The sequence below is a fragment of the Microbulbifer sp. MI-G genome (assembly GCF_030440425.1).
Lineage (GTDB): Bacteria > Pseudomonadota > Gammaproteobacteria > Pseudomonadales > Cellvibrionaceae > Microbulbifer > Microbulbifer spongiae.
Genome location: NZ_CP098023.1, coordinates 849221 through 863426 on the forward strand (window position 1 = coordinate 849221; position 14206 = coordinate 863426).

The 14206-nt window shown below is 59.6% G+C and carries 12 protein-coding genes; 11 read left to right on the top strand and 1 reads right to left on the bottom strand.

The window, feature by feature from the left end; all coding sequences use genetic code 11:
- Positions 1–271 precede the first annotated feature (271 nt).
- From M8T91_RS03370 to M8T91_RS03415, 10 genes are all read left to right on the top strand, one after another.
- Positions 272–1492, top strand: coding sequence for an argininosuccinate synthase (locus M8T91_RS03370; RefSeq protein WP_301416821.1), 1221 nt, complete (start codon positions 272–274; stop codon positions 1490–1492).
- A gap of 142 nt (positions 1493–1634) precedes the next feature.
- Positions 1635–3089 carry a cytochrome-c oxidase, cbb3-type subunit I gene (gene ccoN / locus M8T91_RS03375; RefSeq protein WP_301416823.1) on the top strand — a complete coding sequence of 485 codons (1455 nt, stop codon included), beginning with the start codon at positions 1635–1637 and terminating at the stop codon, positions 3087–3089.
- Between the two features lie 11 nt (positions 3090–3100).
- Positions 3101–3718: a cytochrome-c oxidase, cbb3-type subunit II gene (gene ccoO / locus M8T91_RS03380; RefSeq protein ID WP_301416826.1), complete on the top strand. Its 618-nt coding sequence runs from the start codon at positions 3101–3103 to the stop codon at positions 3716–3718.
- 19 nt (positions 3719–3737) lie between these two features.
- Entirely contained in the window at positions 3738–3974 is a 237-nt protein-coding gene (locus tag M8T91_RS03385; protein ID WP_301416828.1) for a cbb3-type cytochrome oxidase subunit 3, read from the top strand.
- Complete coding sequence (gene ccoP / locus M8T91_RS03390; protein ID WP_301416830.1) at positions 3971–4879, top strand: cytochrome-c oxidase, cbb3-type subunit III; 909 nt, start codon at positions 3971–3973, stop codon at positions 4877–4879. The genes M8T91_RS03385 and ccoP overlap by 4 nt, the downstream gene beginning before the upstream one ends.
- Before the next feature lie 119 nt (positions 4880–4998).
- On the top strand, positions 4999–6417 hold the full coding sequence (gene ccoG / locus M8T91_RS03395) for a cytochrome c oxidase accessory protein CcoG (protein WP_301416832.1): 1419 nt from the start codon (positions 4999–5001) through the stop codon (positions 6415–6417).
- A gap of 84 nt (positions 6418–6501) precedes the next feature.
- The gene (locus tag M8T91_RS03400; RefSeq protein ID WP_301416834.1) at positions 6502–7026 is read left to right on the top strand and encodes a FixH family protein; all 525 of its coding nucleotides are present in this window, start codon (positions 6502–6504) and stop codon (positions 7024–7026) included.
- On the top strand, positions 7023–9473 hold the full coding sequence (locus tag M8T91_RS03405; protein WP_301416836.1) for a heavy metal translocating P-type ATPase: 2451 nt from the start codon (positions 7023–7025) through the stop codon (positions 9471–9473). The genes M8T91_RS03400 and M8T91_RS03405 overlap by 4 nt, the downstream gene beginning before the upstream one ends.
- Positions 9474–9489: 16 nt before the next feature.
- A complete protein-coding gene (gene ccoS, locus M8T91_RS03410) occupies positions 9490–9669 on the top strand; it encodes a cbb3-type cytochrome oxidase assembly protein CcoS (protein WP_301416838.1) in 180 nt (59 codons plus the stop codon).
- 3 nt (positions 9670–9672) lie between these two features.
- Positions 9673–10410: a sulfite exporter TauE/SafE family protein gene (locus tag M8T91_RS03415; RefSeq protein ID WP_301416840.1), complete on the top strand. Its 738-nt coding sequence runs from the start codon at positions 9673–9675 to the stop codon at positions 10408–10410.
- Positions 10411–10464: 54 nt separating this feature from the next.
- On the opposite strand, the gene nadC is transcribed toward M8T91_RS03415, so the two are convergent.
- Entirely contained in the window at positions 10465–11319 is an 855-nt protein-coding gene (nadC, locus tag M8T91_RS03420) for a carboxylating nicotinate-nucleotide diphosphorylase (protein WP_301416842.1), read from the bottom strand.
- A 455-nt stretch (positions 11320–11774) separates the two neighbouring features.
- Between nadC and M8T91_RS03425 the strand changes: the two genes are divergently transcribed.
- Positions 11775–14165 carry a DUF1631 domain-containing protein gene (locus M8T91_RS03425; protein ID WP_301416844.1) on the top strand — a complete coding sequence of 797 codons (2391 nt, stop codon included), beginning with the start codon at positions 11775–11777 and terminating at the stop codon, positions 14163–14165.
- Positions 14166–14206 lie beyond the last annotated feature (41 nt).

Here is a 14206-nt window from a genome sequence, read left to right on the forward strand (position 1 = left end):
CATGCTACCCGATGCGATACAAAATTGCGATGCGCAAAATGATCAAAAATTAACCAATTGTGTCGACTGGCGCCATAGCGCTAGTCGATTGCGGGCTGAGGCGCTACAATCGCGCCCCGAGAATCAGTATGGGTATTATTGTGCCCATCTACACCGATCCTGGGCATACCTCCAAAAATAATCCCCCCAGACTGACATCCATTCGCACAGGAGCGGTGGGTGTCGGCGAGCTTTTGCCATGATGGCAGCTTTCGGCCAGCAGAGGATAACAATGAGCAATATCGACAAGGTGGTACTGGCGTATTCCGGCGGGCTGGATACGTCGGTGATTGTGCGCTGGTTGCAGGAAACCTATGGCTGTGAGGTGGTGACTTTCACTGCCGATATCGGTCAGGGCGAGGAAGTGTCCCCCGCGCGTGCCAAGGCTGAGGCATTGGGGGTCAGGGAGATTTATATTGATGACCTGCGCGAGGAATATGTGCGGGACTTTGTTTTCCCGATGTTCCGCGCCAATGCCATTTACGAGGGCGAATATCTGCTGGGCACTGCCATTGCGCGCCCGCTGATTGCCAAGCGCCTGATTGAAATCGCCAACGAGACCGGCGCGGACGCCATCGCCCACGGCGCCACCGGCAAGGGTAACGATCAGGTGCGCTTTGAATTGGGCGCCTATGGGCTCAGACCGGGTATCCAGGTCATCGCCCCCTGGCGCGAATGGGATTTGAATTCCCGGGAAAAACTGATGATGTACTGTGAACAGCACAACATTCCCGTGGACTTCTCTTCCAGTAAGAAACAATCCCCTTACTCCATGGATGCCAACCTGCTGCATATTTCCTATGAGGGCGGCATGCTGGAAGACCCCTGGGCGGAGGCAGAGGAGGACATGTGGCGCTGGAGCGTGAGCCCGGAAGCGGCGCCGGAGCAGGCCACCTATACCACCATCACTTTCGAGCGGGGTGATCCGGTAGCGCTTGACGGTGACACCATGAGCCCCGCGTTACTGTTGGAAACCCTCAACAGGCTCGGCGGCGCCAACGGCATCGGTCGTCTGGACATTGTGGAGAACCGCTACGTCGGCATGAAGTCCCGCGGCTGTTACGAAACCCCCGGCGGTACTATCTTGCTGAAGGCCCACCGGGCGATTGAATCTATTACCCTGGATCGCGAAGTGGCGCATATGAAAGATTCCCTGATGCCGCGCTATGCCGAACTGATCTACAACGGCTACTGGTGGTCACCGGAGCGCCGTATGCTGCAGGCGGCGATCGATGAATCCCAGCAGGTGGTGAACGGGGAGGTGCGTCTCAAGCTGTACAAAGGCAGTGTGAGTGTGGCGGGGCGCCGCTCTGCGGACAGTCTCTTCGACGGGCGCATCGCCACCTTTGAGGACGATGCCGGGGCCTACGATCAGCGAGACGCCGAGGGCTTTATCCAGTTGAATGCCCTGCGCCTGCGTATTGCTGCCGACAAGGGAAGAAAATTGATTTAGATCAGCTGTGGCTGGTGGCGGCTGCGCTTAAATCGTCCTCCAGTCAATCGTGGCGGCATTCGCCAGGGATCACTGGCACAGATCTCCCGTGGGTCCGGCCCAGGTAGTGGAACCGAATTTTAAAAGCAACGGAAGTACAAACATGACGACAACGGTGGCAAAGACCGGCCCGGTGCCGGACTATGACTACAACATCGTGCGCCAGTTCACCATTATGTCCGTGGTCTGGGGCATTGTTGGAATGGGCGTGGGCGTTCTGATCGCAGCCCAACTGGCCTGGCCCCAGCTCAATGATTTATGGCAGCCGTTTTCCCACTTCGGGCGTTTGCGACCTCTGCATACCAACGCGGTGATTTTTGCCTTTGGCGGCAGTGTCCTGTTTGCTACCTCCTATTACGTGGTGCAGCGCACCTGCCAGGTGCGCCTGTGGGGCGGCTGGCTGATCCCCTTCACTTTCTGGGGCTGGCAGGTCGTGATTGTGGCAGCGGCGATCACCCTGCCTATGGGCTTTACCACCACCAAGGAGTACGCAGAGCTGGAATGGCCCATTGATATCCTGGTCACCCTGGTCTGGGTTGCCTATGCGCTGGTGTTCTTCGGAACCATCATGAGGCGCAGGACCTCCCATATCTACGTGGCGAACTGGTTTTTCGGTGCCTACATCGTCACGGTCGCCGTGCTCTATGTGGTGAATAACCTGGAGATTCCGGTTGCGCCCTTCAAGTCCTACTCTATCTACTCGGGTACCAAGGACGCAATGATCCAGTGGTGGTATGGCCACAATGCGGTTGGCTTCTTCCTGACGGCAGCCTTCCTCGGTCTCATGTACTACTTCGTGCCCAAGCAGGCGGGCCGGCCCATTTACTCCTACCAGCTGTCTATCGTGCACTTCTGGGCCCTGATCTCCCTGTATGTATGGGCGGGTGGTCACCACTTGCACTACTCAGCGCTGCCCGATTGGGCCCAGAGTCTGGGCATGGTGATGTCCCTGATCCTGCTGGCACCCTCCTGGGGCGGTATGATCAACGGCATCATGACCCTCTCCGGTGCCTGGCACAAACTGCGCACCGATCCGACCCTGCGCTTTCTGGTGGTCTCTCTGTCCTTCTACGGCATGTCCACCTTTGAGGGCCCGATGATGTCGATCAAGACCGTCAACGCCCTGTCCCACAACACGGACTGGACCATTGGCCATGTGCATTCCGGCGCCCTGGGTTGGGTAGCCATGATCTCCATTGGCGCTCTGTATCACCTGGTGCCAGTGCTGTGGAAGCGCAGGGAAATGTTCAGTGTGAAACTGATCAACGCGCACTTCTGGCTGGCCACGGTGGGCACGGTGCTCTACATCGCGGCGATGTGGGTCAATGGTATTACCCAGGGCCTGATGTGGCGCGCCTTCAATGTCGATGGCACCTTGACCTACAGCTTCGTTGAGAGTGTGGTTGCCAGCCATCCCGGTTATGTCGTGCGCCTGCTGGGCGGTGCCATGTTCCTGCTGGGTATGCTGCTGATGGCCTACAACGTCTACCGCACGATCACGGAGAAGGTGAACGATGCCCACTCCGATAACACCGTTCACGCAGTGCCGGCGGCATAGGAGATCAGCTCGTGAAGAATCATGACATTGTGGAGAAAAACATCGGCTGGATGATCCTGTTCATCATTATCGCCATCAGTTTTGGTGGCCTGGTGGAGATTATTCCGCAGTTTTACACCAAGGCTAACTACACGCCCTTGCCGGGTATGAAGCCACTCAGTGCGGTGGAGCTGGAAGGCCGTGATATCTACATCCGCGAGGGCTGCCACGTGTGCCACACCCAGATGGTGCGCCCGCTGCGCGCCGAGGTGGAGCGCTATGGTCACTACTCCATGGCCCAGGAATCCGTGTACGAGCACCCCTTCCTGTGGGGCTCCAAGCGCACGGGGCCGGATCTGGCCCGGGTGGGCGGCCGCTACTCCGACGAATGGCAGCGCGCGCACCTGTACAACCCGCGCAGTGTGGTGCCTGAGTCCATTATGCCGGCCTATCCCTGGCTGTTCGACAATGTGGTTACCGGCGAGTATGCCGCGCGCAAGATGGAGGCCCTGCGCCTGGTTGGTGTGCCCTATACCGATGAGGATATCGCCAATGCGTCCAAGCCCTTCGCCGGTGGCAAGGTGAAAGAGATCGATGCCCTGGTGGCCTACCTGCAACAGTTGGGCACCCTGGTAACCCAGAAACGTTAATTGCGGGGGACGGAAACTCATGACCATAGAAACTTTGCGCGAGATCGGGCTGGTGCTGGGATCGTTGGCCTTTCTGGCAATCTGCTGGTGGGCCTTCTCACCGAAACGCAAAAAGCGCTTTGAGGAAGACGCCAAGTTGCCATTTGCCGATGAGGCGCAACAGGACGACAAAAGTGCCTCGGCTGCTCAGAAGGATGAACCCAAATCCGGACAGGGTTCCGAGACCGAACGAAAACAGGGGCAGAACAAGCAATGAGTACATTCTGGAGTTTGTGGGTAATTGTACTCACCCTCACCAACCTGGCACTGATTGTCTGGGTATTGTTCGCCAACCGAAAAGTGGCGGTTGACGACCAGGCGCTACCGGAAAACAAGACCACGGGCCATGTATACGACGGCATTGAGGAGTACGATAACCCCCTGCCCAAGTGGTGGTTCATGCTGTTTATCGTCACGCTGGTGTTTTCCGCCGCCTACCTGCTGATCTACCCGGGTATGGGCAACTTCAAGGGTTTGGCTGACTGGACCTCCGTAGGTGCCCTGGAGGCCTCCGAGGCCAAGGCCCAGGTGCAGTTTGACGAGACGTTTGGCAAGTATCGGGATATGCCCATTGAGGAGATTGCCCAGAGCCGTGAGGCCCTCAAGATGGGTTCCCGTATCTTCGCCAACAACTGTGCCGTGTGCCACGGTGCCGATGGCGGTGGTAACTTTGGCTTTCCTGACCTGACCGACAACGCCTGGCTCTATGGAGGCACCCCGGAAAAAATCCTGGAAACCCTGTACAACGGCCGCCAGGGTGTGATGCCGCCGCAGGGACCGGTGATTGGTGAGGAAGGGGTGAAGAACACCACCGAATATGTACTTTCCCTAAATGGTCTCGAGCATGATGCCGCCATGGCCGCCGAGGGCCAGAAGGTATTCAATACTGTCTGTATGGCCTGCCACGGGCTGGATGCGAAGGGCAACCAGACTCTGGGTGCTCCGAATCTCACCGATGATATCTGGCTTTACGGCAGCAGCCGTGAGCAGATCCAGCACACCATTCGCGGTGGTCGCAGCAACATGATGCCCGCGCAGAGAGACAAACTGCGCGATGACAAAATCCGCCTGGTGGCGGCCTATGTCTACAGCCTGTCTCGTCAGGATGAAGAGCAGCAGTAACTATAAGACCGGGGTCCCGGATATGGGGCCCTGTTTTGTAGCACTCCGGGCGCTACAGGGACGGGGACACAACCTCATAGAATGGCGCCTGACTGTGCCCGTGTGAGAGTGAGGTTTTTGTGAGTGACTTGATTCCCACCCGTGAAGAGCAGGAAGGTGATGGCGAAGTCCGCTACCGCATGCTCTATGAATCGGATGACAAAATCTATATTCGCCATATCCGTGGTGTTTATACCCGGATTCGCAAGTACACAGGCCTGCCGCTGTTGCTGGCCTTTTTCTTTCTCCCCTGGATAAATATTGACGGCCGCCAGTCGGTCTTTTTTGATCTCCCCACCCGCCAGTTTCATATTTTCTGGACCACATTTGGTCCCCAGGACGGCTTTCTGCTCGCTTGGCTGCTGATCATCGCCGCTTTCGCCCTGTTTGCCGTGACAACCTGGATGGGGCGGGTCTGGTGCGGCTTCACCTGCCCGCAGACGGTCTGGACCATGATGTTCATGTGGGCCGAACGGATCTGTGAGGGCGACCGCAACAAGCGCATAAGGCTGGACAAGGCGCCCTGGCACCTGGAGAAAATTCTGCGCAAGGGCGCGACTCACGGGATCTGGCTGCTGATTGCCCTGGCTACGGCCCTGGCGTTTGTCGGCTACTTTTACGGCATTCGCGACCTGGTTGTGGATCTCGCCACGTTTAACGCCCACCCCCAGGGTGTCTTCTGGGTCGCTTTCTTCACCTTCGCCACCTATATGAATGCGGGCTTCCTGCGCGAACAGGTGTGCAAGTACATGTGCCCCTATGCGCGCTTCCAGTCGGTCATGTACGACCAGGATACCCTGGCGGTTTACTACGATGCCAAGCGCGGTGAAACCCGCGGACCGCGCAAGAAAACTATGGATTACAGGGCCGAGGGCATGGGGGACTGCATCGACTGCTACTGGTGTGTGCAGGTATGCCCGGTAGACATCGATATTCGCGATGGCATGCAGTATGAGTGCATTAACTGTGGTCTATGTGTTGACGCCTGTAATAGCGTAATGGACAAAATGGGTTACGATCGCGGCCTGATCCGCTTCACCTCCGAGGATGAGCTGGAGAGGGGAAAAACCCGCTTTTTGCGCCCTCGTCTGTTTGGCTACGCGGTCATCCTGTTGGCAATGGTCGGGCTGTTCGCGCAGCAGGTGGCCACCCGCAGCCCCATTGAAGCGGAGGTTATCCGCGATCGCGGTGCGCGTATGTACCGCATATCCCAGGGATTGGTACAGAATGTGTACACCGTTAAGATCAACAACATGGATCAGGCTGCGCATGAGTTCACTATCCGTGTGGAGGGTGCACCCGGGTATGACTACTCAGTGCGCAAACCGCGCAGGGTCGTTCTGGAGGCCGGAGAGATCTTTCCGGTACCGATCCGGGTGAGTGTACCCAGGGCGCAGCTGAAAGACGGAAAACACGATATCGAAATCGTGGTGCAGGCCGTCGATGCCCCGGAGCTGATCGACAGGCATCGAACGGTATTTATTGGTCCCAAGCAGTAGGCGGGACTACAATCCCGCCGGCGTCTCCGGCCCGTTCCGGGGCGCCCGACACAGCTGCACAAAACGGTAATTTCTGGTAACGCGATGAAAGAACCAACGGCAAAACCCTGGTATCGAGAGTTCTGGGCCTGGATGGTGCTGGCCCCGCTGATTGCGGTGCTGGTTGTTTCCTCCATCACGGTTTCCATCGCTGTGCGCCACGCCGACGATACGGTCAGCGACACCTACCACAAAGAAAACCGCATGTACCACTTTTCCGGAGCGCAGGACCAGCGCGCCCTGGCACTGGGGCTTGCGGCCATGGTGCAGTTTCAGCGGGGGGCGCAGGCGGTTATTGTGGAACTGAACGGCAACACAGACTATCCGGGGCAGTTGTTGCTCACTCTCAGCCACCCGGCGGAGGAAGACCTGGACCAGCATATTGTCCTGTCCCAGCTCTCTGTCGGCCGCTATACCGGCACGGTCCCCACCGAACTGAACAGCCGCTGGTACCTGCGCCTGATGCCTGAGCTCGACCCACAGAAGCACCGGGATGCCCAGTGGCGCCTGAAGGGAGAGATCAACTTTGACCTGGGCGAGGCAGCGCCCCTGAACCCGGCGCGTCAATGACGACGTCCCCGCCCTGTTATCACTGCGGACTCCCGGTGCCCGCCGGCAGTCACTACTCAATCGTTATCGAAGGGCAGGCCCGCGATCTGTGTTGCCCAGGCTGCGAGGCGGTGGCGAGCGCGATTGTTGCCGGTGGCCTGGACGGATTCTATCGCTATCGGGAGCGGGTCAACGAGCGCCCGGAACAGGCCCAGTCACTGGCACGATGGGCTGCCTATGATCTTCCCGAGGTGCAGCAGCAGTTTGTGCACGACTGGGACGGTGCGCACCAAATGGCGGCGCTGCTGGTCGGGGGTATAACCTGTGCCGCCTGCGTATGGCTGATCGAAAAGCACCTGGCACACCTGGCCGGGGTTGAGAAGGTTTCGGTCAATGCCAGTACCTCCCGTGCGCAGATCGTATTTGACCCCGCGCAGGTCAAGCCCAGCCAGCTATTTGTTGCACTTGAGCGTATCGGCTATCGCCCGGCTCCCGCCACCGCTGCCAACCGTGACAATGTGATCCAGACCGAACACCGCGCAGCCCTGCGCCGCCTGGGGGTCGCGGGGCTCGGCACCATGCAGGTCATGATGTTCGCCATCGCCCTCTATTTTGGTGCGGGTACGGGTGATGTGGGTGATTTCGAGCGCTTTTTCCGCTGGGTATCCCTGCTGGTGGCGACGCCAGTGGTTTTCTATGCCGCGCAGCCGTTTTTCAGTGCAGCTCTGCGGAGTTTGCGCGCACGCCACTTGGGGATGGATGTGCCCGTTTCCCTGGCCATTGGCCTGGCCTATGGGGCCAGTTTCTATGCCACGGTCTCCGGCACCGGCGAAGTGTATTTTGAGTCCATTTCCATGTTCACCTTCTTTTTACTGCTCGGCCGCACCGTGGAGATGCGGGCGCGCCACAGGGCCGGGCTCGCCAGCGGCGGCCTGGCCCAGTTGCTGCCGATCACGGTCGCCAGGTATGAAGGAGATGAGGTCGTGGCGGTATCTATCGCCGCGCTGGCCGAGGGGGATCGGATTCTGTTGTGCCCCGGCGATACGGTGCCCGCGGATGGCGAAGTCCTGGAAGGGGAGAGCGGCGTGGATGAATCCCTGCTCAGCGGTGAGTCGGCTCTGCAGCGGAAGTCTGCGGGTAGCCCGGTGTATGCCGGCAGTGTGAACGGTGACTCCAGCCTGATTGTGCGGGTAACGGCAGCGGGTAAGTTCACAAGATTGTCGGCCATTGAGCGACTGGTGGAGCGCGCCCAGCTGGAAAAACCCGGCCAGGTGGCCCTGGCCGACCGGGTTGCCGGTGCCTTTGTCGGGATCGTGTTGCTCGCGGCTCTGGGAGCATTTGTCCTCTGGTGGCAATTGGATGCCAGCCGCGCCTTCTGGGTAGCCCTGTCGGTGCTGGTGGTGACCTGTCCCTGCGCGCTGTCGCTGGCGACGCCGGCGGCACTGGCTTCCGCCACCCTGCGCCTGCAGCAATTGGGGCTGCTGGTAGCCGGCGGCAACCTGCTGGAAACCCTGCCCCGTATCAACCGGGTGGTATTCGATAAAACCGGCACCCTGACCCGTGGTGAGCCACGCATCCAGCGGATCGAACTACTGCGTACCGGGTGGGATGAACAGCGGGTGCAGGAAGTGGCTGCGGCACTGGAATCCCAGACTCGACATCCCCTGGCGCGCGCCTTTCGCGCCTGGCGCGGCAACCGGCTTGCCAGCCAGGTCAGGGTGCATACGGGCCGGGGGCTGGAGGGGCTGGTTGAAGGGGTGGCTTACCGCCTGGGCCGCGGGGACTTTGCAGCGGAGGTAGACGCTGCCCCGCCAGCGTCAGTAGGACAGTGGATACTGCTCGCCGACGATAGCGGACCCGTTGCCTGGATTGCCCTGGGGGATGCGCTGCGCGCCTCTGCCCGGGAGGCGGTGCAACAGCTGCACAGTCTCGGATTGTCCGTGGAGTTGCTCAGTGGCGATCAATCCGGCGAAGTACAGCGACTGGCGGCGCAGGCGGGCATCGACAATTTCCGCGCCGGGGCATCGCCGGAAGACAAACTTGCCCATCTGCAGCATCTGCAGCATCGGGGCGAGCGGGTGCTGATGGTGGGGGATGGCCTGAACGATGTGCCGGTACTGTCTGGTGCCGATGCCTCTGTGGCGATGATGTCCGCAGCCGATCTGGCGCAGTCCCGTGCCGATGCGATTTTGCTGCAGGGCAACCTGCAGGTCTTGCCGCAATCTATTGCCCTGGCCTATCAATGCCGCCGGATTGTGCGGCAGAACCTGGTCTGGGCACTGGGTTACAACGCCGTGGCGTTGCCCCTGGCGGTGTGTGGTCTGGTGCCGCCCTGGGCCGCTGCCATAGGGATGTCGGCCAGTTCACTGGTAGTGGTGCTGAACGCTTTGCGTCTGACCCGTTCCGGGGCGACGATCGAAAACACGCTCAGCCCGCTACGCGGGCTTGGGCCGGGTCTCACAGACTGAAAGAGAGGAGTACATTGTGGACAGTCTCTACTTCCTGATCCCCATTGCGGTGCTGTTTGTTGCCCTGGCAGTCAAGCTTTTTTTCTGGGCGGTGAACAATGGCCAGTACGATGATCTGGACACCGAGGGGCGGAGAATTTTGTTTGAGGACGACGTGCAGGACCAATCCGCAGCAGACGGTGACGAGGAGCGGTAACCAGTGCAGGAGTGGGGATTCCTGGCGGCTGCGCTCGCCATTGGCTTTTTCGGCAGTAGCCATTGTATCGGTATGTGCGGGGGCATTTCGGGTGCCCTCGGCATGGCAGTGCCGGGTAGGGATACCGCCTGGGTGCAGCTGGGCTCTTATCAACTGGGCCGCCTCGGCAGTTACACCCTGATGGGGGCACTGGCCGGCGCTCTGGGTGCAGCCGTGATTCCGGCGCTCACGCCACTGCGACTTGTGGCGGGCATTATGCTGATCGCAATGGCACTGTATGTTGCCGGTATCTGGCGCGGTCTGGTGTGGCTGGAGAAAGGGGGCAGCTATGTATGGCGTTATCTGCAGCCACTCTCAGCAAAGCTGTTGCCAGTGCATTCCGCCGGGCAGGCCGTTGCACTGGGTTCTCTGTGGGGCTGGCTACCTTGCGGTCTGGTGTATAGCGCACTGACTTTCGCCCTGGCCCAGGGCAGTGCCGGGCGCTCGGCCATGGCGATGTTCGCTTTTGGCCTGGGCACCCTGCCGGCCATGCTGGCTACCGGGGCCGCCGCGGTACAGGTGCGCAACATTGTGCAGAAGCCGGGTGTTCGCTTGGGGTTCGCCGCGGCCATCCTGCTGTTCGGTCTCTGGACAATCTGGGGTGCTCTGGGTCATGGGGGGCACGGCAGTCACAGTGGTCACGGCACGGTGGATGCAACGGAATCCCCGCAGTCGGAAGAACCGGAGCACCACCACCACTGAGAGTGGTATAAACGCCGCTTGGGTACCGTGCCCGCTGCCGGTAAACAGTAGTATTCAGAGATCGATGCGCAGGGACAGATCAATCGCACGCAGGTGCTTGGTCAGGCTGCCTGATGAGATATAGTCCACTTCGAGTGCCCCCAGCTGTTCTATGCGGTCCCGGTCCACGCTTCCGGAAATTTCTATTTTGGCCCGACCCTTTGCCAGTGACAGGGCGGTGCGGGTTTCTGAATCGTTAAACTCGTCGAGCATAATGACATCAGCTCCACTTTTCAGCGCCTGCTGCAGTTCTTCGATGCTCTCCACCTCAATCTCTACCAGGGCCTCGGGATTGAGAGCTCTGGCCCGGGCTACTGCAGTATCGATACCCCCGGCGGCGGCGATGTGGTTCTCCTTGATCAGGAAGGCATCGTAGAGCCCGATGCGATGGTTGTAGCAGCCTCCACACAGTACTGCATATTTTTGTGCACTGCGCAGGCCGGGAATGGTTTTGCGGGTGTCGAGAATTTTCACTTCGGTCCCGGCGGCCTGCGCGGCAAACTCTGCGGCGGTGGTGGCGGTGCCGGAAAGGGTCTGCAGGAAATTCAGTGCGGTCCGCTCCCCGGTGAGCATTGCCCGCGCATTGCCTTCCAGCTCGAGCACGACGGTGTTGGCGGTTATCCGATCGCCGTCGGCAAAGTACCAGTGTAGTTTCAGCTCGGCATCGAGTTGTTGAAACACTTCCTCCACCCAGGCGCGCCCGCTCAGGATGCAGTCCTCCCGGGTAGTGACGCGGGCGCGCGCGCTGCGGTCGGCGGGGACCAGCTGCGCGGTGATATCGCCGCTGCCAATATCCTCCTCCAGCGCTGTGCGCACAGCCCGTTGCAGATCGGGGATGATCTTTGGAATGGCACTGTCTCGTGGATGCATCGGGGAACCTCGTGTTAAACGCGGTGGCAGTTTACCAAAAGAGACGAAAATTTGATTGTCCAGGGCAGCGTGCCCACACTCCGTGCGGCCACCTGCACAGTTGGCAACTGGGCCGATAAATTGCTGTGACAGGTTTCTCAAATATGTCGCGAAACTGTGTAACAGTGCGTCGTAACACGAGTAGAATCGACTGGGCAAGGAATGCGGATTGCCTGATTGCCCATTGAGTCACCGGGCATAGCCTTTGGGTTTATGGCGTCGAAGCCTCGGATATCTCAAGAGCCTTTGTTGCTTTTTCCCGCAGGATAGTGAGCGTATTTTACTGGGCGGCCCCTGCACAGCCGGATACCAGCAAAAACGAGTCCGGATGTTTGCCCGGGGCTCACAGGACCGACAGGATTTCGATGTCAGCAAATACACAATAGACCGGACGGCATGAGAAGGGCCTCTTGGCAATGAGTGAATCCAGCAAGGTTGTTTCCCTTTCCGAGAAAAGCGCGGGACGACAAGGGGTGACTGCGGACAAGCCCGCTGTCCTGCCTTCGGCGGTTGTGTTGCTAAAGGAAAAGGCCAGTACCCAACTGCGCGAGCGGGTCAAGGCACTGTTTGGCAAGGTGGATGACTCTCTGTTTGCCATGGCCGAACGCGCCCATGGCCAGGAAGAGCAAGACGGCCTGTTCCAGGCTCTGCGCCTGCTGCGGGTGGAGCGCCGCAACATAGTCGATCGCTTTGTCGGCAATGTGGAGCAGGCCTTCCAAATCCGCCGGGAACCACAGCAGGAAACCGGTTTTGCCCCGGACAGCCTGTCGCTGGTGCACAATGATGACCTGGAGCAACTGGTTGCCGCGGATACCATGGTGGCCAATGCTAAACGTGATTTTGCCGAACCCCTCGCCGAGCTTTGTATACGTCTGAATACACTCTATTCGGTCAAGGTCTACGATAAGAATAATCCCCTGGGCCCCGATGTGATCTGCGATGCCTTTGTGGCATCCGCACAGACGCTGGATCTCCATATTCGTGCCCGCCTCACGCTGCTGAAAAAATTTGAGCAGGAAGTGATGCTGCAGCTGCGGGATTTTTACGAATTCTGTAATCAATTGTTGGTGGAGCAGGGAGTACTGCCCTCGCTGCGCGAGCAACAGCGCACCAGTCGGCAGCGCCCGGCCTACCCGGGGTCTTCTTTTCCTGGAAATGCTGCGGCCCCTCTCTCCGGAGGTGCGAATGCCCCTGTAAATACCTCCTCCCCAGGCGCCGCGGCCACTGCGCATTTCGCTCCTGGGCTGGTGCCGGCCGCGGCGGGATTGGCCCCCATGGCAGCCGGCGATCTGCTCTCCCATTTGGGCGCCCTGCAAAGCGGAGCCGATTACCGGGGCTCGGGTGTCGCGCAGTTACTGGATGTGAGTGCGCTGCTGCAGGAGCGACTGCTGGATGTGAACCAGAGTGCCTCCCTGGCGAAAGTGGACAGCGATGTCATCAAGCTGGTGGAAATGCTGTTTTCCTTTATTCTGGAAGACCGCAGCCTCGCCACCCCGATCAAGTCCCAGCTCGGGCGTCTGCAACTGCCGTTGCTCAAGGTGGCGATTGCGGATAAGTCTTTTTTCAGCAAGGGTGGCCATCCCGCGCGCAAGCTGCTCAACGCACTGGCGGACGCCGCGACGGGTTGGCAGTCCGGGGACAATTATGAGTCCGACCCGCTCTACTGTGAGATATCCCAGATTGTTGAGCGCGTCCTGAATGAGTTTGATCGGGATATCACGATTTTTTCCGTATTGCTGGCTTCCCTGGATGAGTTTATTGCGCGGGAGCGCAAGCGCGCGGAAATGCTCGAGCGCCGGGTCGTGGACGAGGCAGATGGCCGAGCCAAGACCCAGGCCGCACGGGCTCGTGTGGCTGCGGTGATGGATGCTTTGGTGGCCGAGCGGGATCTGCCCCCTGTTGTACAGGACTGGTTGTACAAGGTCTGGAGCAACGTGTTGTTTCTCACCTGTGTGAAAGAGGGTACCGGAAGCGAAACCTGGCGTCGGGATATGCGCACCGCGCGGGATCTGGTATGGAGTGTACGGGCGCCGATGCCGGACGCACGCAAGCAGCTGCTCACCTTGTTGCCGGTATTGCAGGAGCGTCTGCGCGAGGGCGTTGAGGCGCTCTCTTACGATACTTTCGAGGCGCGCAGCTTGTTTGCGGGATTAAAGGAAATCTATCGCGAGCGTTTTGCCCTTGCTCAAAAGCTGACCGAAAAGCGCGAGCGCCAGCTCAGGGAGCAGGTGGCGCGGGGTGTGAGAGCCGCAACGGCCGCAGAGCATTCGGAGGTTGCGGAGACCACAGTCGACCGGACTGCCGCCGCCACCCCAGAGCCCCTTCCATCACAGACCAACAGCCCCCAGCCGAAGGATGACCCTGGGTTATCGAAACTCACGCATACAGTGGATGAGCAAATAGCCGGACCAGAGGAAATTGCCATACCGCAAATGGAGGAGCTGGAGCAGGCCGTCGCACAGGCGCAGGTTGCCTCCCCCATATCCAAACAGGAGGAGCTGGCATTGCTGGATGAATCCGATCCTCACTGGCAAATGACATTCCGTCTGGCCCAGGGTAGCTGGTTTGAGCTGAAGCGTTCGGAAGAAGAACAGTTCCGCTGCCGCCTGGCCGCGGTGATCCGCGATATCGAACAGTTTATTTTTGTAAACCGCAATGGCGCCAAGGTGGCGGAGTTCGGACGCCTGGAGCTGGCGTATGCACTGCGCTCCGCGCAACTGCTGCCCCTGGATGACGGCATGCTGTTTGAACGCGCTCTGCAGTCAGTGATTGGCAATGTGCGCAAGAAGCGCAGCGAGCAGAGCTAGGGGTGAGCTCAGTTGCCCCCGTGGGAACCGGATTGCTGACG

Bases quoted from the DNA above. Each gene is read 5' to 3' on its own strand.
- M8T91_RS03400 (WP_301416834.1), top strand. From the start codon at position 6,502: ATGAAAGAACCAACGGCAAAACCCTGGTATCGAGAGTTCTGGGCCTGG.
- nadC (WP_301416842.1), bottom strand. From the start codon at position 11,319: ATGCATCCACGAGACAGTGCCATTCCAAAGATCATCCCCGATCTGCAA.
- ccoN (WP_301416823.1), top strand. From the start codon at position 1,635: ATGACGACAACGGTGGCAAAGACCGGCCCGGTGCCGGACTATGACTAC.
- M8T91_RS03385 (WP_301416828.1), top strand. From the start codon at position 3,738: ATGACCATAGAAACTTTGCGCGAGATCGGGCTGGTGCTGGGATCGTTG.
- M8T91_RS03370 (WP_301416821.1), top strand. From the start codon at position 272: ATGAGCAATATCGACAAGGTGGTACTGGCGTATTCCGGCGGGCTGGAT.
- ccoP (WP_301416830.1), top strand. From the start codon at position 3,971: ATGAGTACATTCTGGAGTTTGTGGGTAATTGTACTCACCCTCACCAAC.
- M8T91_RS03425 (WP_301416844.1), top strand. From the start codon at position 11,775: ATGAGTGAATCCAGCAAGGTTGTTTCCCTTTCCGAGAAAAGCGCGGGA.
- M8T91_RS03405 (WP_301416836.1), top strand. From the start codon at position 7,023: ATGACGACGTCCCCGCCCTGTTATCACTGCGGACTCCCGGTGCCCGCC.